This is a genomic window from Rhodopirellula sp. UBA1907 (assembly GCF_002337565.1).
GTDB classification, from domain to species: domain Bacteria; phylum Planctomycetota; class Planctomycetia; order Pirellulales; family Pirellulaceae; genus Rhodopirellula; species Rhodopirellula europaea.
Genome location: NZ_DDGH01000055.1, coordinates 80,971 through 102,107 on the forward strand (window position 1 = coordinate 80,971; position 21,137 = coordinate 102,107).

General features: G+C 54.6%; 20 protein-coding genes and 1 pseudogene. 8 read left to right on the forward strand and 13 right to left on the reverse strand.

Going from position 1 to position 21,137, the window contains the following annotated elements; all coding sequences use genetic code 11:
• Positions 1-432: 432 nt before the first annotated feature.
• Positions 433-810 (reverse strand): hypothetical protein, encoded by a 378-nt coding sequence (locus B2R17_RS12080; protein WP_286764180.1) that lies wholly within the window; start codon positions 808-810, stop codon positions 433-435.
• Between the two features lie 127 nt (positions 811-937).
• On the opposite strand from B2R17_RS12080, the pseudogene B2R17_RS28500 reads away from it, so the two are divergent.
• A pseudogene (locus tag B2R17_RS28500) lies at positions 938-1,158 on the forward strand (transposase); the annotation flags it as partial.
• A gap of 709 nt (positions 1,159-1,867) precedes the next feature.
• Here the strand turns inward: B2R17_RS28500 and B2R17_RS12085 are convergent.
• The 7 genes from B2R17_RS12085 to B2R17_RS12115 all read right to left on the reverse strand — a co-directional run bounded on the left by B2R17_RS12085 (position 1,868) and on the right by B2R17_RS12115 (position 7,406).
• Positions 1,868-2,923 carry a hypothetical protein gene (locus B2R17_RS12085; RefSeq protein WP_286764181.1) on the reverse strand — a complete coding sequence of 352 codons (1,056 nt, stop codon included), beginning with the start codon at positions 2,921-2,923 and terminating at the stop codon, positions 1,868-1,870.
• Positions 2,924-2,989: 66 nt separating this feature from the next.
• The gene (locus B2R17_RS12090; protein ID WP_286764182.1) at positions 2,990-3,541 is read right to left on the reverse strand and encodes a GNAT family N-acetyltransferase; all 552 of its coding nucleotides are present in this window, start codon (positions 3,539-3,541) and stop codon (positions 2,990-2,992) included.
• Between the two features lie 186 nt (positions 3,542-3,727).
• Positions 3,728-4,267 carry a hypothetical protein gene (locus B2R17_RS12095; protein ID WP_286764183.1) on the reverse strand — a complete coding sequence of 180 codons (540 nt, stop codon included), beginning with the start codon at positions 4,265-4,267 and terminating at the stop codon, positions 3,728-3,730.
• A gap of 169 nt (positions 4,268-4,436) precedes the next feature.
• Positions 4,437-4,964: a hypothetical protein gene (locus B2R17_RS12100; protein ID WP_286764184.1), complete on the reverse strand. Its 528-nt coding sequence runs from the start codon at positions 4,962-4,964 to the stop codon at positions 4,437-4,439.
• Positions 4,965-5,105: 141 nt separating this feature from the next.
• On the reverse strand, positions 5,106-6,047 hold the full coding sequence (locus B2R17_RS12105) for an IS30 family transposase (RefSeq protein ID WP_286764185.1): 942 nt from the start codon (positions 6,045-6,047) through the stop codon (positions 5,106-5,108).
• Between the two features lie 136 nt (positions 6,048-6,183).
• Positions 6,184-6,843: a hypothetical protein gene (locus tag B2R17_RS12110; protein ID WP_286764186.1), complete on the reverse strand. Its 660-nt coding sequence runs from the start codon at positions 6,841-6,843 to the stop codon at positions 6,184-6,186.
• 44 nt (positions 6,844-6,887) lie between these two features.
• The gene (locus B2R17_RS12115) at positions 6,888-7,406 is read right to left on the reverse strand and encodes a transposase (protein WP_286764187.1); all 519 of its coding nucleotides are present in this window, start codon (positions 7,404-7,406) and stop codon (positions 6,888-6,890) included.
• Positions 7,407-7,824: 418 nt separating this feature from the next.
• Between B2R17_RS12115 and B2R17_RS12120 the strand changes: the two genes are divergently transcribed.
• Both B2R17_RS12120 and B2R17_RS12125 read left to right on the forward strand, forming a co-directional pair.
• The gene (locus B2R17_RS12120) at positions 7,825-9,159 is read left to right on the forward strand and encodes a DUF1552 domain-containing protein (protein WP_286764188.1); all 1,335 of its coding nucleotides are present in this window, start codon (positions 7,825-7,827) and stop codon (positions 9,157-9,159) included.
• Positions 9,159-11,672, forward strand: coding sequence for a DUF1592 domain-containing protein (locus B2R17_RS12125; RefSeq protein WP_286764189.1), 2,514 nt, complete (start codon positions 9,159-9,161; stop codon positions 11,670-11,672). Before B2R17_RS12120 ends, B2R17_RS12125 begins: the two co-directional genes overlap by 1 nt.
• On the opposite strand, the gene B2R17_RS12130 is transcribed toward B2R17_RS12125, so the two are convergent.
• A complete protein-coding gene (locus tag B2R17_RS12130) occupies positions 11,673-12,056 on the reverse strand; it encodes a cold shock domain-containing protein (protein WP_008654737.1) in 384 nt (127 codons plus the stop codon).
• 4 nt (positions 12,057-12,060) lie between these two features.
• A complete protein-coding gene (locus B2R17_RS12135; protein ID WP_286764190.1) occupies positions 12,061-12,786 on the reverse strand; it encodes a YqgE/AlgH family protein in 726 nt (241 codons plus the stop codon).
• Between the two features lie 150 nt (positions 12,787-12,936).
• Between B2R17_RS12135 and pdxH the strand changes: the two genes are divergently transcribed.
• Entirely contained in the window at positions 12,937-13,608 is a 672-nt protein-coding gene (gene pdxH / locus B2R17_RS12140; protein WP_008668543.1) for a pyridoxamine 5'-phosphate oxidase, read from the forward strand.
• Between the two features lie 58 nt (positions 13,609-13,666).
• Here the strand turns inward: pdxH and B2R17_RS12145 are convergent, their stop codons facing one another.
• From B2R17_RS12145 to B2R17_RS12155, 3 genes are read right to left on the reverse strand one after another with little or no spacing between them, the layout of a single operon-like run.
• A complete protein-coding gene (locus tag B2R17_RS12145; protein WP_008668542.1) occupies positions 13,667-13,900 on the reverse strand; it encodes a hypothetical protein in 234 nt (77 codons plus the stop codon).
• The gene (locus B2R17_RS12150; protein WP_286764191.1) at positions 13,897-14,976 is read right to left on the reverse strand and encodes a D-2-hydroxyacid dehydrogenase; all 1,080 of its coding nucleotides are present in this window, start codon (positions 14,974-14,976) and stop codon (positions 13,897-13,899) included. Before B2R17_RS12150 ends, B2R17_RS12145 begins: the two co-directional genes overlap by 4 nt.
• Complete coding sequence (locus tag B2R17_RS12155; protein WP_008668539.1) at positions 14,960-16,075, reverse strand: glucose 1-dehydrogenase; 1,116 nt, start codon at positions 16,073-16,075, stop codon at positions 14,960-14,962. Before B2R17_RS12155 ends, B2R17_RS12150 begins: the two co-directional genes overlap by 17 nt.
• Before the next feature lie 182 nt (positions 16,076-16,257).
• Here B2R17_RS12155 and B2R17_RS12160 point away from each other — a divergent pair, with 182 nt between their 5' ends.
• The 4 genes from B2R17_RS12160 to sufD all read left to right on the forward strand — a co-directional run bounded on the left by B2R17_RS12160 (position 16,258) and on the right by sufD (position 21,038).
• Positions 16,258-17,103 carry a helix-turn-helix transcriptional regulator gene (locus tag B2R17_RS12160; protein ID WP_286764192.1) on the forward strand — a complete coding sequence of 282 codons (846 nt, stop codon included), beginning with the start codon at positions 16,258-16,260 and terminating at the stop codon, positions 17,101-17,103.
• Between the two features lie 63 nt (positions 17,104-17,166).
• Positions 17,167-17,982 carry a Fe-S cluster assembly ATPase SufC gene (gene sufC / locus B2R17_RS12165; protein WP_008654728.1) on the forward strand — a complete coding sequence of 272 codons (816 nt, stop codon included), beginning with the start codon at positions 17,167-17,169 and terminating at the stop codon, positions 17,980-17,982.
• A gap of 58 nt (positions 17,983-18,040) precedes the next feature.
• Positions 18,041-19,447, forward strand: a complete 1,407-nt coding sequence (sufB, locus tag B2R17_RS12170) for a Fe-S cluster assembly protein SufB (RefSeq protein WP_099263375.1) — start codon at positions 18,041-18,043, stop codon at positions 19,445-19,447.
• A 280-nt stretch (positions 19,448-19,727) separates the two neighbouring features.
• A complete protein-coding gene (sufD, locus tag B2R17_RS12175) occupies positions 19,728-21,038 on the forward strand; it encodes a Fe-S cluster assembly protein SufD (RefSeq protein ID WP_008668534.1) in 1,311 nt (436 codons plus the stop codon).
• Positions 21,039-21,137 lie beyond the last annotated feature (99 nt).

Genomic DNA, 21,137 nt, shown 5'->3' on the forward strand with positions numbered 1-21,137 from the left:
CCCTCCCCAACTGCGTTCAGGAGGATGGTTTCAACCTTGCGAGCACGGCACTTCAAAACTGCACGACCTCCGTATTGGAGACTATTGGGAAGACGAGCCGGCTTCACCGCGTTTCCCCACTTCCGCTCCGGACGGGGCCGTCGTCCGTAGCTCCGTGCGGAAGCCCCGAGACCGATGACGGAACCCAGCAGGTCGCCCTGGACGGGGCGTCGTGGGGACTGTTTTGGGCGGTTCATCGATCCGGGACTGACGACCCCGGCAATGGATGTATCGGCCCTTCGGGCCTTATCGAGCCGAACGATGGTGCTTGGCACCATCCGACGATCCATCAGCAAGAATGCGTCCGAAGCTCTCCGGTGCAGCGATTTGGTTAAAAGAACTCCGTCCCCCTTTATCGCCCCCGGCAACTTGCCCCCCAACACACGCCACAAGTCAACGCGTCAAACGGTCTTGAAATTCCAACAGGCTGTCTGTGAAACGCAGTGCATACTCAAACTTCTTGACGGACTCCAATTGCGAGATTCGCAAGTAGGCCGAATAGGCATCAAAATCGGCGCACTTCGAGAGCGAGTCCAGATCAACCTGTCCGGTCTCATTGTATCGATCAACGTAGTCGAGCAGTCGATCCCGATGAATCGATTCCCAGAATGCAATGAATTCAGGGTCCGATGTTCCACCGCTTTGATTTGACAAAACATTGACCCGATGACCGCCCCGGCTTTCTCGAGCCTCCATGTACTCAGGCATCCAAATCGCCAGACATGCCAAGATGGTGACGGCGCCAACAAATCCAATCAATTGTTTCATCATTCTGCTCGCTTCGGGTCAAGTTTGTTCTGATCCTAAAACGATAGGTCGTGTTTTCGGCCCACGCCACCAAATGGGGGTATTTCGTTTCGCCCATCCAGACACCGACTCGATGTCGTTTCTCGAGGCGATGAGCGGCAACAGCAAGGTAAAAGTCGAAGAGGTGATGTGGTCGGTGGCGCTCGCTGGGTTGGACCTTCTGATTGGGTAGCGGCCATACACCGCAAACTGAGCCGCTGACCGCTCCGATGAGGTGCTAACTCCAAGAGTGTGATCGAGGTCAGCTACATCTCGCCGTCCTCACAGGGCATCCGCCCTGAACACGGACCGATGTACTACGACATTAAGTAGCCCATGAATCAGGAAGGTGAAATGACGATCCAAATCGGATCGTCCTCGGGAGGGAGAACGGAAAAACGCTGGCAGGCACCATCCGACGATCCGGTAGCAAGAATGCCACTGCAGAGCTCCGGTGCAGACCAATGGTAGAACTACCTCCGTCCCCTTTTCGCAGCTGACGAGGCCGGTCCGATTGAATCTTCGCGGAGGAATGGTGAAGCCTCCCTATACGACGGAAATCACCTCGTGCGTTTTGGAGGCTTTCTAAAAAGGGAGCCGGCTTCATCGGGTTTCCCTTTCGCCCCGGATGGGGCGATCGTCCGTAGCTCGGGGCGGAAGCCCCGAGACCGATGACAGAACCCAGCAGGTCGCCCCGGACGGGGCCGTCGTGGGGACTACCGAATTTCTCCGGTGCACAAGTATGGTTAAACGAACTCCGTCCCCTTTGATTGCTCCAACTAGGATCCGAGCACATGGCCAACCACCGAAGAGTCGCACTTGGAACGAACCAGAACCTTCACCGGAGGGCAGGAATCAGACGCAAAGTTCCAAGGAGAACAGGCGGGCCGTTCGGCGTTCATCACCGGGCATCTTGAACAGAGGACTTGAGCTTCGGCTAGGCGACGCGTTTTGAACCGCGACGAACGAAGCAGACTGGAACCGAAAGTGACTCAACCGTCGCATCCACGCGAAGTCAAATCCTGATTGGAGATCTGTCCACTTAGCCATCGCTGGGAGTATCGGAAAATGGGAACTTGCTCAACAGCACCTTAACAGTTTCCGTCGTCATTATTTGCTGCATCGAGAACTGAAAGGAAACGTTAAACTCTGTTGGGACTGTCGGCTTTGCAGCAGCAACCATTTTGGTCAATTGTTCGGTTTCGTGTGCGAGAACGATTAGATTGAAATTGAATGCCATGAGCTCTGGTAGCGAGAGCATCTTCGTCGTCCCATCTTGAAAGACTATCGTGAAAACGGAGTCTTTGAGCTCGTCAATGACATCGTCAGATTCAACTAGCGTCGGATCCTCTATCATTTTCTGTGGTGGATGGACTGCAAACGTGTTTTGTGCCTGGGTCGTCGCACGTTTGTGAATTAGTTCAAGCACACCGTTCATCTCGTCTTGTGTAAGCTCAAATTCCGATCGATGTTCACCCGGCGAATCTTCGCTTCGGAAGTGTCGCAGGATCCCCTCGAGTGGATCCGCAAGTCTCCAGCCCTTAGCCGTGTCGCTGATCGCATTGTACTGATCCCTAAATTTTGCGATCTGCAGATCTGCCTTGTCGAAGAACCCAGCGTTCACAAGCCGCCCCAATTCCCCAAGCGTTTCGTGAAGTTCTTTTAGCCGTTTGGTGATCGGTGTTGGAAACCGAAAATGTCTTGTAGCGAGTTCTGACTCCGCATCTCGGAAATTTGTCTCCGACGACCTGTTGTGGCGTTCGTAGTCGTCAATTAGTGAATTCACGTGATGAACGACTTCATTAGTCTGCTGCGGAAACCGAGGAGGCGACTCAACGCCATGAAGCACAGGATCTTTCGGCTTGGGAAACGAGTGCTTCAGCTGCTCCGCCTTCCTTCGAGCATTGTTTGCTCGCATCAAGTCTTGGGCAGCACGCACGCATGGATGCAGAATCTTACCGAGAGCATCAAGCCGTGACTCGCGGCGAGACCATTTGTCACGAATTAGGCCAAACAAGAATCCCAGGATGCCAACGGTCAACCCGCCGATTGCAATCAGCGTCCTTGGATCGTGCCACGGATTAGGAGTGTTCGGCATCCATCTCTATCAGATAGCGGTCGCGATAACCGAGTCGCGGCGTATGATTCACGATTGTCAAAAACGTCAACTCCGCGACTTCGGTTCATCGCTTGGTTCCCCGTCTTCGTCTCGGTGACACGCGTAGACAGCATCCGGGTGAGTATATCCGTCGAGCAGCACATCACCATCGTATTTCATCCCCAGTTTCTCCGCGACACGAATCGAACGAAAATTGTCTGGGTCAATGATCGAAACTAGGCGATCCAAACCACGGCAAATGAATGCAAGATCACGAACCGCCAAAGCAGCTTCCGTTGCGAAACCAGTGTTCCAATATTCGCGAGCCAGGCGGTATCCGACTTCGATCTCCGCGCGACCGTTGATATTCGGGAACCACGTTAGCCCACAGTAGCCGATGGCTCGTGGGTTACCTATTTTCGTGACAATCCAGAGTCCGTATCCGCGTTCATCATAGTTGCGGTTCATCAGGGCGATCCACGACCGAATCCAACCATCTGTTTGTGGTCCGTCACCGTATCGCATCACCTCCGCATCACAGAACACCGATCGCATTGCAATCGCGTCGTCAGGTGAAGCGTGTCGAAGCGTAAGTCGTTTAGTAGTGGCGACGATCATAGCTTGATCGGGGAACGTTCAGCGTCACCTGGCGGTGGCGGGGAGTGTGATTGGGAAGCGAAGTTGGTCTCCACCACCGCTCAGTGTGCAGTACGCCCAACATGGGCGTGATCCTGTGGGGTGCCGCTTCCTTCGGGAAGCCAGTCCCCTGTCCCGGGCCCCTATCCTGTTCGCGATGGTTATCCGCTATTCGGAAATCAGTGGTGGTGTGATGCCAATGGTAGTGCCAACGGATGGATTTAGTTTCGAGTCGGTATACCAACCAATGCTTCGGCCTCGGCGGTAAAATTCGACATCAGAGGGCAGCCACCAATTCAGATAGGATGCCCCGACATCGTTGATCGTCTTGACAGGGGAATCGACGATGCAGCGTGTCACCGGTGAGTAAATCATGCGGTGGATGCGGCGTAGCATCTGGGGCTGCGAGTCGTGTGTATAGAAAGAAGCAAATAGCCAAGTGGCCGGCCCGTATGACGCGAAGTAGAGGGCAATCAGCGTGATATACGTCGCGGCGAGTTTGGCAATTTGGTTACTGATCGCGACGGTGCGCGATGTCAACTTCATTACCGTAAGTGCTATAAGCAACAACAGCAGTATCGCCAACGTCGTGATGGCCGAAAAGAGCAAACCAAACGCGCCGAATTTCATGGCGATTGAAAGGCCAAGGGCGACGAATCCAGTACCCAACAGCAGCGAAGAAAGGGCGAACTCTGGTGGTCGTTTCATGTCAGTCGGCGAACGGTAGTGATCAGCGGGGACAGGCGAACGACATGCCAGCAGATGAGGATACGGACGACCCGTCTTCCGGTGCATCCCATGGTTCGCCGAAACTTAAGTTGCAAATCGTAGTTTCAGCCATTGGACACGTACCGACCGTCGACTGCGATCGACACATCTATCGTCCGTCCGCGCGAGCGAAATCAATATCTGACTTGGTGACATGCTCGCGGTTGAGGAGATAGAACTGTAACGCGTATGCCTGGGATGCGAACTCATACGTAACCTTCCCACCTTCGGCGGTAGTGTCAAAAGAGCGTGGCCAGAAAACCTCGAACGCGATATATGGTGCAATTGCTAGGATCGCCAATCCAGCAAGTGCAATTTTCTTGGTCAGGCGACCCCAGTCGTCAAAGTAGGGCCAGGCAACGGACAATACCCCGATGGCAATCGCCCAACAAATCGTCGTCCGTCCCCAGCGTTGCAGGTAGAAGCGAGGCTTGCATCCCCTGCAAATTGGTATTTCTGTTCTCGACCAACCGAACAGATAAAGGATCGGGGTAAAGAAGGTCGCGAGCCAATGCTGGGAGTTCTTGGTGATTTTGGTTGATGAGTCGGGCAGTGCGTGACAGACGATGCATAGTTCCGGGAAAACCGGAGCAACTAGCTTTGGAAGAGTGACGTCAGTTGATACAGCCATAGTCATTTAAGTTGGCGAACGTTAGAAATCACGGGGAACGGGCGAACGACTCGCAAGCAGACGAGAAAACGGACCACCCGTTCTCCCGTGCATTTCATGGTTCGCCGCCTTTGTGAATTCAAATCCGAAACGTAATTTTTAGCGAAGTCACTGGAAGAGCGACGCCGGTGTCTGATAGCCGTGACGTTTACGAGGTCGTAGGTTTAGCAGTATAGCGGCTTTGCGCACCTGCTGCCAGCTGATCGAGCCATAGTCCACTACCTTTGGAAAGTACTGACGCAGAAGACCATTGGTGTTCTCATTGGTCCCTCGTTGGCCACTACAGTATGGATCGGCGAAGAACACCTTGACTTTGAACCAGGTGGAAAGCAATCGATGGTAGAAGAATTCGGTGCCATTGTCGAAGGTCATTGTCTTGATGTATTTCTTCGGCACCTTCTTAAACATCGACCGAATCGTATCCATTACCAAACGCGATGCCTTCTTTTTGCAGCGACCAACCAATGTGTAGCCGGTCTTGCGGTCCACGGCGGTTACCAAGTAGCCCGTGCTCTTCTTGCAGACCACGAGATCGAACTCCCAGTCGCCAACCCGCTTCCGGTTGCTGGCGACTTTTGGGCGGTCATGAATTGACACACGGTCGGCAGCCTGTTTGCGAATGAATCCCGGCTTTTGCTTGCGATTGCGACGCCCACTCCGCCGCATCGCTTTGCGAATTGGGTGGTTTCGATCCAAAGACCAAAGATACTTGTAGATCGTTTGATGGCTGATTTGATGCTTGCCAGCCTGCTTCCAAAGATACCCACTGATCTGCTCTGGACTCCAGTTGAGAGCGAGCTTCTCAGACACGACCTCAAAGAGCTCCGGGTCCTCGAACTTGCTGATGACCGATGGTCTCTTCTTCAGGAAATTTGCTCGGCGTTCAGCATGCAATGGATGATAGTGCTTGCCAGTGACGTGGTTCCTTGCCAGTTCACGAGAAACCGTGGAGGGAGATACTTCAATTGCTTCCGCGATCTCTTTCTGTTTCTTGCCGTCTCGTTGCGTAACAGAGATGACAACGCGTTGGTGAAAGGTAAGATGTGCCATAGCTGGCTGAGTCCGTCTGAGTTGTTGGGATTTGAAGCTCCAAACAATTTGGTGGGCTCAGTCGGTCTTTCGCCAGGGGGCGTTGAAAAACCTTTCGTTTTTTCAACGCTCTAAAGATTGCGTTTCGGGTTTGAATTCACATGTCTTCCTTGACTCGTATCTGCTGTTCAATTTCGCCGTTGCTCTCATCTAGTGTGACGAGCACTTTGCCGTTGATCGAAAGTACGGTGCGGTGAATCGGCTGGTCACAGAGTGATGAAGGGAGTTCAGCTTCGAATTCTTTGTGGAAGTCGTTTACGAATTCCGAGACGAACTCGGGCCCGAATTTCCGAAGTAGCGAATCCGAGTCCAGCGTTGCTTTGCCTACAGTGACATCGGAAACCGAACTGTATTCGAGAGTTAGCTTGTCAGCATCTAGAGACCACTGGCCCTTTGCTTTGGCCTTGACATGGATGGAGAGTGAGCCGTCGGCAAATCCGAGATCGGACAATGGGATTTCCATGACCTCGTCAATCACGGTACTTATAGTCTGGTCAGCGAAGTATGCATCAACGTTGTCTGCTTCCACGTCTTTCCATGTGCCGACGATAGTCTCTTCCATTGTTCCGACTGACGATTGAGATAAAGACAGCTCGTGTTGTGTCGAAGCGGCGACATCATCGGCAGGCATTTCGCAACCGATGGTGCCGAGGAGAACACAGCATGCAAGATGCGGGCAGAACTTGATCATGGATTGCGAGCACTTTTCTTGGTGGATAACGTCGCCGATCACCCGGTCCGCGCGGGTGACCTTCAATTGCCGAAACGCCCCGACTCGCGGACTCGGGTGCATCGGATTGTTCACTCCTCGCTGTATTTCGACCCCACCAACATCCACTCATCATCGATCTGACATGCCGGAAATGTCAAATCCAATGAAAACGTCGCTTTACCATCTCCGCCGCTCATGTTTGCGATTATCCAATGGGTAGGTGGCTTGAGAAATTCGAGCTGGGATTCGTTGAATTTCCCTGGCAATGGCGGATCAGGGTGGTGTTCCTCAAAATCGTAAACGCGAACTTCATCAAACGCAATCTTATCGTTGCGGACCAATGTCTTGATCTGCTGCCGAAAAATCTCTGTTAGCTCTTCAGGTTGGTTTTCAGTGTAGAAGAGTTGTTGCAGTCTCTCGTCGTTTCGCGATTCCAGGGCGTTCCTCATTGATTCAACTAGGTCATTTAATTCGCGGTTTTGCCGATGGGAAATACCTTCCTTGTGCGGCTCAGCGGAAGTAACGCCGGTTGGATTTGCGGTGCCGGAATCGCAGCCAGTGCCGACCACAAACGCAATCGCATAAAGAATTGTCAGGAGACTTCGCATTGGCTTTCTAGGTTGGGTTCGTGATCGTGAGTGAACTTGTTTCTCAGTCGTCGGACCGACTGGAATATGGATTTTGGGGGTGTTTTTGCCGGTTTGTTGGTGAGAACAAGTCGAGTGTTTGGGCTCTACGGAGACTTGTTCTCAGCGAACGGGAACTTGTTCTCATTGGCGTCTCCCCCCGTTGGGTTGTGTTCAGTTTGTCCGAATCGCTATGGCGATTCAAGCGAATCCGCTTGGGGAAAACCAGCCGCATTTGTTTGCTTGACGCCAACTCGCTGGGAGAGGCTGGCTTCCCGGTTGACGGGCCGGACTCGGTGGTGGGCAGCATTGATACGAGCCGCACGTTTTTTCATCGCCTTGCGTCATCGCTGGTAGACTGGGCGATCGGTTTTGAGATGTGTCTCCCTTGGAAAGAGCGATGAGTTCGTTTTCTCGACGAAATGTTTTGCGTGCCGCGGGTGTTTCGGTGGGCTTGCCGGCGTTTGCATCCTTGTCAGTCCATGATGCGTCTGCGGAAGACGACAAACGCAAACCGGAGCGGACCAAAGCGAAACGTCGTATGGTCTGCATCGGCAACATGTTGGGGTTTTATCCGGATGCGTTTTGGCCCAAGCAGTCAGCCGAACCTGATTCATCGTCTACCACACAAGTCAGCCAAGGTTTGGTCGAACATCATCAGATGCGGTTCGGCGAATCCAGCCAATCGCTCGCTGAGATTGAAGATCAACTGACGATTATCTCCGGGCTCGATCATGGACTCAAAGGCGGCCACTTCGCGATTCATGCGTTCTTGTCCGGTATTCGTCAAGTCGACGCGCACACGATGCCAATGGCCAATATCACGCTTGACCAGTTCGCGGCCCAGTCGGTCTCTGGGCAAACCAGGTTTCCGACGCTGACGATCGGAAGTGAATCGGGGATCCATGGCGGGTGTCAACTTTCTTGGACGCGAAGTGGAACGCGGGTGCCACCGATTCCTGGACCACAGCAATTGTTTGAAACATTGTTTGTGGGGACCGATCCAAAAAAGAAACAAGCCGCTGCGGATCGCATCGGACTGCAGAACTCGATTTTGGATTTGGTGCATTGGAACGCGAACGACCTCAAGAAGCGACTGAACCAACAGGACCGCCACAAGTTGGACGAGTACCTGACTTCGGTTCGTGATGTGGAGGAACGATTGGCTCTGCGTAGAAATTGGATCGACGTGCCGAAGCCCGAAGCTCCGTTTGGTTCTCCGAAGAATCGCAATCTCGTCGAAGACTTGCCGTTGCTGTACGACTTGATTGTGCTGGCGTTGCAGACTGACTCGACACGAATCGCGACGCTTGAAATTGGTGGTGACTTCAATCCAAATGATCTGGGTATCAAAGGTGGCTACCACGCTTTGTCGCATCACGGGCAACGCCAAGAGAACATCAATAAACTGGTCGCGATCGAACGTTACCAAGTCGAACAGTTCACTCGCTTCGTCAATAAACTGGCGAGCACCCATGATGAGTACGGGCCGTTGCTCGATCAGACTTCGGTGTTGTTTGGAAGCGGAATGGGCAATGCGAATTCTCACACCAATTCCAATTTGCCACTAGTCGTCGCCGGCGGTGGTGGCAAGAACGGGCGATTGCTGGCGTTTGATGAGAGAGCAAGAGACCGTCCGCCTTTGACAAATTTGTTCGTCTCCATGCTGCAAGACTTCGGAGTCGAAACCGATGTTTTCGCGACCAGCACCGGAACGTTGAGAGGTTGGGCGTGATGCTGTCGTCGCATGTGTTTCGGCTATTGGTCGTCTGCGTTTTGTTGCAACCGTGTGGTGCCGCGCTGGCGAAGGAAGCTCAGCCGATCGACCCGGTTGGGTTTCTCGAGAACTATTGCATCGATTGTCATACTGCTGACGATCCGGCGGGTGAGCGAGACTTCGAGTCACTCAATTTGGGCGATTCGCACTGGGACACGCAGCTGGCGTTGCAGGAAGCGATCGATCAGTTGACGCTTCGATCGATGCCGCCAGAAGATGGCGACCAACCGTCCGAGCAAGATCGCTTGGCCGCGATCGACGCGTTGACTCAGCAATTGACTCGAATGCGTCTGGAATCAAGCAGCACCAACGGTCGCACCGTGTTGCGACGACTCTCCCGTCGCGAATATCGAGAAACGGTTTCTGATCTGTTGAAGATCGACATGACCATGTTCGATCCGACGCACGAGTTTCCGGCGGACAATTTGTCGGAACACTTTGACAATGTTGGTGACACGTTGGTCATGTCCGGGCATTTGTTGGAACGCTACCTCGATGCGGCCGAACAGTGTGTCGCCAAAGCCGTCGGTCCAAACGAGCGACCCAGCACTCAGGAATGGAGATTCCATCGCAAGTTCCCGCAACAAGCGGAATTACGGACGGCCCACGCTCGCGCGTTTCTCAATCGATATCTGTGTCTGTACGATCATCCATTCAACGACAAAACCGAGGGTGGATACGGTCACATCGAAGCGTTTGCTGGAGGCGTTCCGGTCGATGGTGTTTATGAGGTCTGGGTGCATGCGAAAGCAATGCATCGAGATACAAAGTACAGCGAACGAGCGGTCAAAATCGACTTGGAAGAACCGTTTCGATTGGGAATCCGACCCGGTGATTCGCGGATCGGTGACATGCCGCACCGGCAACCAATCCAACCCTTGCTGGCTGAATCAGTCGTTTCGGACAAAGAGTTCGAGTGGATCCGATTTGAGGTCCCGCTGGATCAAGGGTTCGTTCCGAGATTCACATTTGAAAACGGAATGCATGATGTCCGTGGATCGTTCGCCCGTATCTACCGAATGCATTTCAATTTGCTTCCTCAAGAAATTCGCGACACGCGGGGAATCTTTGAACAACGCATTGCCATCATCAGTGAGGGGACACTTCCCCATTTGCGAATTGATGAGGTGAAGGTTCGCGGGCCGCTTGATGTGAAATGGCCTACTGAGAGTCAGCAGGCTTTATTCGGCGGCGACATGACCGGCGAAGAACATTGGACCGATTCGGAAGTGCGGGATCGGATCGAACGATTTGCATCGAGAGCCTACCGGCGTCCGGTTACTGAAACCGAGGTTGAAGGCTTGGTTGCGTTTTTCGATTCACGAAAAGCATTTGGACGCTCGTCGCATCAGGCCTATGGCGACACCGCCAAAGCGATTCTTTGCAGCCCTTCGTTCTTGTATTTCCAAACATCAACGACGGAAGACGGACAGTTTTCAGACCATGCATTGGCAGAGCGTTTATCGTACTTCCTGACGTCGAGCATGCCCGATGACACACTGCGTCAATTGGCTGATGAGGGAAAGCTCAATGATCCCGAAACTCTGCGGCAACAAACCCGACGACTGCTCGCCTCAGAGAAGTCCGATGAGTTTGTGGCCGACTTTCTCGACAACTGGTTGGATCTTCGTTCGCTCGGATCGATGCCGCCGGATCCAAGGGAGTTTGCCGCTTTCTATTCCGGCGATTTGCAAGTCGATATGAAAACGGAAACTCGAATGTTCTTTCGAGACCTGATCGATCGAGATGCTTCGCTGAACGAATTGTTGACCGCTTCGCATTCCTTTCTCAATCGCGATTTGGCCAAGCTTTACGGAGTCGATGAACACTTCCCGCCGGACAAAGCCTCTGAATTCCGCCGCTTTGATTTCGCACAGTCGCCTGTTCAAAGGAAGCTTGGTCGCGGTGGATTGTTAGGCCAGGCCAGTATTTTGACGGTTTCTGCCAATGGCATCGAAACGTCGCCCGTGACTCGCGGGGTTTGGTTGCTGGAAAATGTTCTCGGCACTCCCACGCCGCCGCCACCAGATGACGTGCCGGCGATCGAGCCTGATACGCGAGGTGCGAAAACGATCCGCGATCAGCTGTTGAAACATCGTGAGGATGCGACTTGCTTTCAGTGTCACCGAAAGATCGATCCGCTTGGTTTCGCGATGGAAGGCTTCGACGCGATTGGTCAGTCGCGGAAGGTCTACAACATCAAATCGGGGCGACCGATCTTTACGTCCGGCGAACTTCCCGGTGGTGCCAAATTTGATGGTCCCGAGGGATTGAAGCAGCAACTGGTCGAGCGGAAGGATTTCATCGCTCGGACCGTCACCGAACGGTTGCTAACACATGCACTCGGTCGACGAATGGAACCGACCGACCGTCCAGCGGTTGATGCGATTCTGATGCCGCTGAAGGCCGAGGACTACCCGACCGCCCGGCTGATTGAATCCATCGTGACCAGCGAACTTTTTCGTCGCTGATCAGGACTGGTTGTCGCGCCAGCTTGGGCGGCGACGTCGGGCTTTGGGATGGTGGTAAACCAGATCAAAGGTCGCGTCGCGTGCCGATAGCTTTTTGCCATCGGGACGGTCGGTGGGACGGAACACTTTTGCACGCAGACGTTTCTTTTCATCGAATTGGTCATCATCCAATTCGAATTCGACATAGGAATCGATGTCGAAGGTCTCGCCGTTGTAGGCTTCCCACGCTTTGAAGTGGAAGAAGACGTCTTCGCGGAAATCGTCCGAGTCGATGAAGCCGTATTCGCCTTCGGGCTTGATGACTTTGATGCGGCCCAAGCGTCGTTTCTGGATGCGAAACGGCTTTTCTGTATCGTCGGAATGGTCTGTTCGAGGTCGGTTCATACGGTCAGTTTAACTCGGCCGATCCAGGAACGTCAGTCGTATCCAGCCAACGAGCGACTGAATTTGCCGTCGCACGACGGATCATACGAGGCCACATCATCGCGTCATCTGACTTCAAAAGATCGGAAGTGGCTGGAATTCGGTGCCAAATCCCCTCTTCAATCTCATTTTCGAGCTGTTCGGCGGTCCAACCCAAATGGCCGATGATCAACCGGTAGGGAAGGTCGCTGGACTTCATCAACGCTTCCAAATTTTCGCGTTGAGCGGCAACAAAGATGCCTTCGCCGGTTTCGGCTTCCGCCAATTCGCGGTTCGAATGAACGGCCACGATTGGTCCCGACAGTGGTCCACCAAAGTGCAGTGAGGAACCGTTTGCAAGCTTTCCTGAGAGAAGTTGCTGGGCCAATTGGTCCTTCTGATCGCCTGAGATCACAACCGATGGAACGCCCGAAACTGGGGGATCTGTCGAATCGGATGATTGATCGATGGTGCCATCGGCTTCGGATGTCTCGTCCAAATCTTCCGCGTTCCAGCGAGGGATTTTCGGCGTTTCTTGCGGATTCCCTTGGATGGTGATCGCACCCGCCATGGCTTGCATGGGGCGGTTGAGCATCAATCCAATGGCGTGTTCGGAGTCTTCGTGGACCATTAGGCAAACCGCTTGGTTCAGCACCGAGCCATCGACCAATGTCGAGCTGACCAGCAAATTACCCGCTTGAACGTTTTGCATGTGAATTCCAAATGGACGGAGACGAGGGTGGTTGCCAAAAAGACAGTCACCCGTGAAGACTGCTGAGTAGATAGGCAAGCGGCGCGCCAAACGCGATTTCGCGGCCTCCCGAGTTCTCTAAAAGCCCCTGATTTCCGGTCTCAAACAGCTATGAGCGATTTTATCCCACCCGCCATGGGCCAAATGCGAAAGAACTACTCCTTGGGAGGACTCCATGAAAACGACGCGAAATCTGACCCTTTGGTTCAGTTCCAATCCTGGTTCGAAGAAGCCTTGGAGGACGTTCCCAGCTGGTTCGAGCCCAATGCGATGACGTTGTCGACGAGCGGTCCCAGCGGCGATATCACCAGCCGCATCGTTCTTTTGAAGGGAGTTGAAGAGAAAAAGTTCCTCTTCTATACGAACTACGATTCGACCAAAGGATCGCAGATGCGAGCCAACCCGCGGGTTTCGCTGTGCTTGTTTTGGCCGCATTGCCAACGCCAAGTCCGCATCCAGGGAACGGTGGACAAGGTCTCGCGTGAGATGTCGGAAACGTATTTTCATTCGAGACCTCGTGACAGCCAACTGGGAGCTCACGTCAGTCAGCAGTCTTCGGTCATCGACTCCCGCGAAGCGATGGAGTCATCGCTGGAACAATTGAAAGCTCGCTATCCCGAAGGCACCCAGATCCCATTGCCTGAGAACTGGGGCGGCTATGCGGTGACGCCGATGAGCTTTGAGTTTTGGCAAGGACGACCGAGCCGGTTGCATGATCGTTTGGTTTACAAACGCGACAACGCCGACTCAAACGATTGGGTGATGCAGCGTCTCTCGCCGTGACAGAACCGAATTCTGGCGAACCCGGCTACTGGGAAGTCGAATGGCTGCTCCCGTCTAATCATTGCTGGCTCGATTGAGCCTGCTGGATTTGCAAGGTCGACTTCGCATCGGTTGAGTCATCGTTCGGGTCCGGTTGTCGAACCGTGATCGACAGATTGATGGATCGATAGGTGCGATTGAATTCTTCCACAAACGATTCCTGATGCGTCGGCGGCATCAGCAAGGGACCCTCCGCGTGGTCGCCTTGGAACAGGATCGCATCGCCAGGAAGAGTCTCTCGCCAACTGCTCATGATCTCGATTGAACCCAGGCTGCGTGCGAATCGTTTGGGTGAGGGAATCCGAGTGTCTTGTCGACTCGGTTGATGATCGTTTCACCGTGGAAGTAACGTCGAAGATTGACGCACGCCAAATCGTTTGAGTCATCGACTCGGCGAGCGGATTGTGCGCCGACGTGTGGTGTGATCAACACATTGGGATCGTCCCACAGCGGGCTGTCTTCGGGCAACGGTTCGGTGTACGTCACATCGACGCCGGCGCCCGCCAAGTGACCGCTTTGCAATGCATCGACCAAGGCTTCTTCGTCGAGCACCTGACCGCGAGCGACGTTGATCAAGTAGCCGCCTGGTTTCATCGCGGCGATCTGTTCGGGGCCGATCCACTTGCGAGTCGATGAGTTCAGCGGCAGCGTCAGGATCACAATGTCGCTGGCCGCGAACAGATCGTTGACGCGATCGGCTGGCCAAAGCGTTTCCACTTCGGGCGGGCAGTCTTCCGGGTAAAAATCCGTCGCGATGAGACGAACATCCCATGGTGCCAGCTTGGCCGCGATGGCTCGCCCGTTGCCGCCTAGACCGACAATGCCGACGGTCTTTCCGCGGAGATCGTCGGTGGGGAGACGAACGAATTCACGTTTGGGACGGGCTCGTTCAAACAGCCCAATGCGTCGTAAAACGCCGAACAATAACGCAAATGTTTGCTCGGCGACTTGAGGTGCAAACAGTCCCGAGGCACTGCTGACCATGATGTCCGGATTCGCGATCACGCCGGGAACGAGGCAGTGATCCAGGCCAGCGGCGCTGGATTGGATCCAACCCAAACGTCCGGCCGCCAAGACGCGATCCCAGTCGACGGGAACCTTCGCGTGCCCGATGAAAATGTCTGCCGTTGGAAGCAATTCGTCGATGCGTTCCTGACCGGCATCCACGACTTCGACATCGTGGTTGAGTTGGCAGTTCGGGTCCGCTTTCAATTCCGCGAGCGTTGTTTCGAGTTGTTCGATGTGTCGCGGCAGGGCGGGGTAGCACAAGACGACTCGGCGAACCGAGTCGATCTCACTGAGCGGCAATCGTTCACGCGGTTGCGACATTGACGAACACCTTCAGGGCATCTTTGTCTTCGACCAACAAACGCATCATCTCTTTGTAGTTGTCGAGGCCATCAACCGGGTTGGTCAGGATTTTTTCCAGCACACCGGGGAACATCATGTCACCGAGTGCGAGGTCACGGATTCCCATCTCGAAGTGGCCGCGGTTGGCGTTGACGCTGCCGAGCAAGAGCTTGTTGCCGAGCACCCATTCCAAGTTGATCTTGTCCGAAGGAACTTCGGTCTTGCGTTCGCCACCGGTGATGCCGGTCCAAACCACGACGCCGTTGTGACCGATGTGTTCCATCGCTTCAAACGCCAGCGGGCTGAAGCCGGTTGCGTCAACGATCAAATCAGGGCGACCGGTCTTGGCGACCAATTCCGTCATCGAAGTTTGCGAGGTGCTGACGTAGGTCGATTCCATTCCCTCGACGATTTCAGCTTTCAGGTTGGGAGCTTCACCGCGTGCGAGGGTGAAGACCTCGAGTCCGCGAAGCTTCAACACCAACGTGGTCAGCAAACCGATTTGTCCGGCACCCAAGACGTAAGCGACCTTGGGGTTCCAAACCTTCATCCGGCGTTGAGCTTCGTAGGCTTGGTGAACGGCTTTGGCCGCGCAGCTCATTGGTTCTTGCAAGACGTGCAGGTGTTGCAAGCCTTGTGGCACGCGAACGATGTATTCTTCTTCGTCGACGAAGTACTCGGTCAAGAAACCGTGACGCAGGTTGATGCCGCGTTCGTAGTAGGTTTCTTCGCTGGTCATGTCGTTGGTGCCGATCAAGTCATAGATCGAGTTACCAGGACGGCGGACGGTGGCGGTCACGTAGTCGCCGGGTTTGACTCGTTTGACGTTCTCGCCGACGGCTTCGACGATGCCAAAGCATTCGTGGCCGATGACCAAATAATCGTCTCCGTCAGGAGCGTTGCCATACAATGCGTCGTTGATTTCGCGGTCGGTCGCGTCGACGCCAACCTTCAAGACTTTGACCAGCACACCCAGGCCGTCGGCGACTTGGTCAACCGACGGACGAGCGATCTCTTGCATGTGAACACTGTTGGGAGTTCCCGGCTTGACCGCGACGGCTTTCATCAAAAAATCCACTCATCTGGGGGTGTCGAAGAAAAATTGGAGGCCACTTTCGACCCCGCCAATCGGTTCGGAAGACAGAATCGCCCACAAACCGCCCAGATCCTAGCGAGACGGCGAATTTCCCGTGAGGGGGTTCTCTATGTATTTTTGACAAGAACGGTTGTCAAAAATCAAAGGATTGGAATACTGGAGGTATGGCAACATCTCCTTCCACTTCTGAATCGACCACCGACACGTCGACCGAAGGCCCCATTTCGGTGGTTCCTCCGCGATCGCAACCGGCGGTGAATGCAGCAGCGGTTCGGAGCGTGGATCGCGAGTTGTTGCTTTGTCTTCGCAGTGGAAAGCCGAAGTCGATTGGTGATTTGACGGAACAATTGGGCGTGACCGCGACGGCGGTTCGGCAGCGTGTCGAACGGTTGCTCGAGGTTGGGTTGATCGCTCGAGAGAAAGTCGTCGCTGGTCGTGGTCGGCCGACATACCACTACGTTTTGACGCCCGCGGGTTATCGCCGAGCGGGTGCGGACGCGACCGAATTGGCTGAGGCCATGTGGGCGGAGATCGTCGCGATGGCTGACGGTGATGTTCGCGAACAATTGATTACCGCGATCGCGTCTCGACTGGGGCGTCAATTTGCCGCGGCGTTGCGAGGCGATGCTGATGGCGTCGTGGTTCACGACGAAAAGAAGCCGCCGTGTTCGTGCCAGCAAACTGACGCGAACCAAGATTCGTTCCAAGAACGGATGCAGCGATTGACGGCAATGCTGCAAACGAAGGAGATTTCGGCCTCGCTGATCGAGCCGGCTTCTCAACAAGACGGTGTCCTGCCGGTTTTGGACATCGAGGCATGTCCCTATCCAAGTTTGACCGCTGCGGCGGGCGACCGGTCGATGTGCCGACTCGAAGAACAAATGTTGTCCGAAGCCTTGGGCGAAGACGTCCATCTGAGCAGCTGCCGGATGGACGGCGACTCGTGTTGCCAGTTTTCAACCAAATCCGACAACGAACCCAATTCACCCTCCAATTCCGAATCGGGCTGAGAGAACCAGACTCACCGATTTCGCTATACGACCAACTGTTATCTCTTGAAGGCTTGTCTTGCCATGAATCACATCCTGAAAATCGAAAACCTGCACGTTTCCGTCGGCGACAAACCGATTCTGCGTGGGGTCAACCTGACGATCAAACACGGCGAAACACACGCCCTGATGGGACCCAACGGAAGCGGCAAAAGCACGCTCGGTTTGGCGATCATGGGTCACCCGGGTTACACCGTGACCGAAGGCAGCATCACGTTGGACGGCGAAGACGTCCTTGCGATGGCACCTGACGAGCGTGCTCGCACCGGAATCTTCATGGCGTTCCAACGTCCCATGGCAATTCCCGGCGTGAAGATGGCTGACTTCCTTCGTCACGCAACGACCAACGTTCGCAACCCGGATCGCAAAGAAGGCGAAGAGCTGATTCCGATGCGGGAATTCCGCAAGGAACTGAAAGAGAAGATGGCTCACCTGCGTATGGATGTTGAGTTCGCACGCCGCTATGTCAACGACGGTTTCTCCGGCGGTGAAATGAAGCGAGCTGAGATCCTTCAACTCGCCATGCTGCAACCTAAATTCGCGGTTCTCGATGAGACCGACTCTGGGTTGGATGCCGACGCTGTGCGTTTGGCCAGCGAATCGATCGCCGACATCGGCCGCGAAAAGATGGGTCTCTTGATCATCACGCACCACGACAAATTGTTGGTGCACAACCCGCCCGAGTTCACACACGTGATGCTCGGTGGTCGTTTGGTTGAAACCGGCGGCAAAGAATTGGCCGTGGAATTGCACGAGCATGGTTATGACCGAATCCGCAAGTCGTACCCCGAGGCCGAAGCTGCTAACCAAGAAATGTTGGCTGAAGAAACCGCCGTCTGATCGACAGCGACGATTCCTACCGAAACAGACTCCACACCACGCCTACTGAGCTTTACCTATGGCGACCGACGTCACTGAAAACGACCAAATCGGCGAAATCAATAAGTACAATTTCCGCACCGAAACCACCGGTGTCTTCAAGGCCCAAAAAGGCCTGAACGCGGATGTTGTCAATCAAATTTCAGACATCAAGAACGAGCCAGACTGGATGCGGGAGTTCCGCTTGAAGTCACTGGCCGAGTTTGAATCGCGACCGATGCCCAAATGGGGTGGCGCGCTGGATTTGGATTTCCAAGACATCTACTACTACCTCAAACCAACCGGCCAGTCCGAGAAGTCTTGGGACGATGTTCCCCAAGAAATCAAAGACACGTTTGACAAATTGGGCATTCCCGAGGCGGAGAAGAAATTCTTGGCCGGTGTGAAGGCTCAGTTCGAAAGCGAAGTCGTCTACGGTTCGTTGCAAGAAGACCTCGCCAAGCAGGGCGTCTTGTTCACTGACACGGACGCAGCGGTTCGCGATCATCCTGAATTGCTGCGAGAGTACTTCGGCAAAGTCATACCGCCGACTGACAACAAATTCGCGGCTCTCAACAGCGCGGTTTGGTCCGGCGGTTCGTTCATCTATGTGCCACCCGGCGTGCAGATCGAATTCCCATTGCAGGCGTACTTCCGTATCAACGCGGAGAGCATGGGGCAGTTCGAACGAACGTTGATCATCGTCGACGAAGGTGCCAGCATCCACTACGTCGAGGGCTGCACCGCTCCGATGTACACAACCGAATCGCTGCACAGTGCGGTCGTGGAAGTGATCGTCAAGAAGGACGCTCGTTGTCGTTACACGACGATCCAAAACTGGGCCAACAACATCTACAACCTGGTGACAAAGCGTGCCTACGCCTACCAGGACGCGACGATGGAGTGGGTCGACGGGAACCTCGGCAGCAAGCTGACGATGAAGTACCCCGCCGTTCACATGATGGAACCCGGTGCTCGTGGCGAGATCCTTTCGATCGCGTTCTCGTCCGCTGGTCAACACCAAGATGCTGGTGCGAAGCTGGTGCACGCGGCTCCGAACACAACGGGCCAAATCATCAGCAAATCGATCAGCAAAAACGGCGGTCGCAGCAGCTACCGTGGTTTGGTTCGCGTTGAACCGGGGGCTCACAACAGCAAGAACAATGTCGTCTGTGATGCGTTGATCCTGGACCCCGAAAGCCGCAGCGACACGTACCCCTACATCGAGATCGCGGAACAAGACGTCCAGATCGGTCACGAAGCCAGCGTTTCGCGAATCGGCGAAGAGCAAATGTTCTATCTGCTCAGCCGCGGTCTGACCGAATCAGAAGCCAGCACGATGATTGTCAACGGTTTCATCGAACCGCTCGTTAAAGAGTTGCCGATGGAATACGCCGTCGAGATGAACCGATTGATCCAACTGCAAATGGAAGGCAGCGTCGGCTAATTCATCGCCGACCCGCCAACACTCGCCGCTCGCGACTTTACTTGGTCGCACATGAAAACGGCGCACTGATAGCGGAAGGGCGCGAGCCCTCCGGTGACGCACCGGGCGGCTTGCGCCGCTCCGCTAAGACGATCTGTTGCCCACCACAACATGTAGCTCGGCGGTCCCCGCCGAGTTCGCAAAGAACGAGGTTGATTGACACCCGAGTCTTTCTCAACGGCTTTTCCTAGCGACCTTCCATTCACTAAACACCGCAAAACACCCTTTTCATTTTTTCTCCATGACCACCACCTCAACCCTCACGTTCGATGCCGCTGGCTTCGAAGCCTTTCTCGCATCGCGGAAAGATGAACCGCAATGGTTGACCGACCTGCGACGGGAATCCTTCTCGCATGCCGATGCGATGGATTGGCCCGCTCGTCGTAGCGAAGAATGGATCCGCACGGACATTCGAACCTTCCAAATCAAAAAGTTCGCTCCGCCCGTCGAAGCGACCGCAGGCGATGTCCCCGCTGTTCACCAACTTCGTGATGGGGTGGAACCCGGCGGAGTTTTGGAAACTTACGACAGCCAAGTGATTTCCGAATCGCTTGACGAAGAACTCGCCGCCAAAGGTGTGATCTTCGGCAGCTTGGAACGTCTGTGCCGTGAACAACCGGACAAGGTTCGCCCGTTTCTCTACACGGTCGTGGATCCTGACTACGACAAGTTCGCCGCACTGCATGCTGCGTTCTGGTCCGGTGGTCAATTTCTGTACGTGCCCCGTGGCGTTGTGATCGAAAAACCGATTTACCTCGGTTCAACGCTGAGCGACGGCGGAACCGACACGGCTCACACATTGATCGTGTTGGAAGACGGCGCCGAAGCGACCGTTCTTCACGAGTGCAACAGTGCCAATCCAGAAGCAGCCGGTTTGCACATGGGTGCGGTCGAGCTGATCCAGAAACCCGGTTCGCATCTGCGATACGTCAACGTCCAAGAATGGGGCCACAAGACGTATCACTTCGCGCACCAACAAGCCAACATCGACCGCGACTCGCAATTGCAATGGACCATCGCTGCGATGGGGTCCGGATTGTCCAAGGTCAATCAATCGGTCGACATGGTGGGCGAGGGTGCCAATTGCCAAGTCAACGGTGTGATGTTCACGGAAGGCCGTCAGCATCTGGCTTATCACACCCAGCAGTACCACCGGGCGCCGAACTGCCACAGCGACTTCTTGTACAAGTCCGCTCAACAGGACAAGAGCCGCACCGTGTGGCGTGGGATGATCAAGGTCGACAAGGTCGCTCAGAAGACCGACGGTTACCAGCGCAACGACAACTTGGTGCTGTCCAACCATTCGCGAGCCGACTCGATTCCCGGACTGGAAATCGAAGCTGATGATGTGCGTTGCACCCACGGCAGCACGACGGCCAAGGTCGACGAAGAGCAAATCTTCTACGCTCGTTGCCGAGGCTTCACGCAGAAGGAAGCCACTCGCATGATCGTCAGTGGATTCTTCCAGCAGATTTTCGACCGGATCACGATCGAAAGCGTCCGCGACGCACTGGCCGCCGCGATCGCACGCCAAGTCCGCGAATACGAGTGATTTCGAGTTCCGTTTGTCTTACCGGAGTGGCGCGAGCCGCCCGGTGAGAATCCAGAGGGCTCTCAGCCGCATTCCTGTAGCACGGTGGTCCCCACCGTG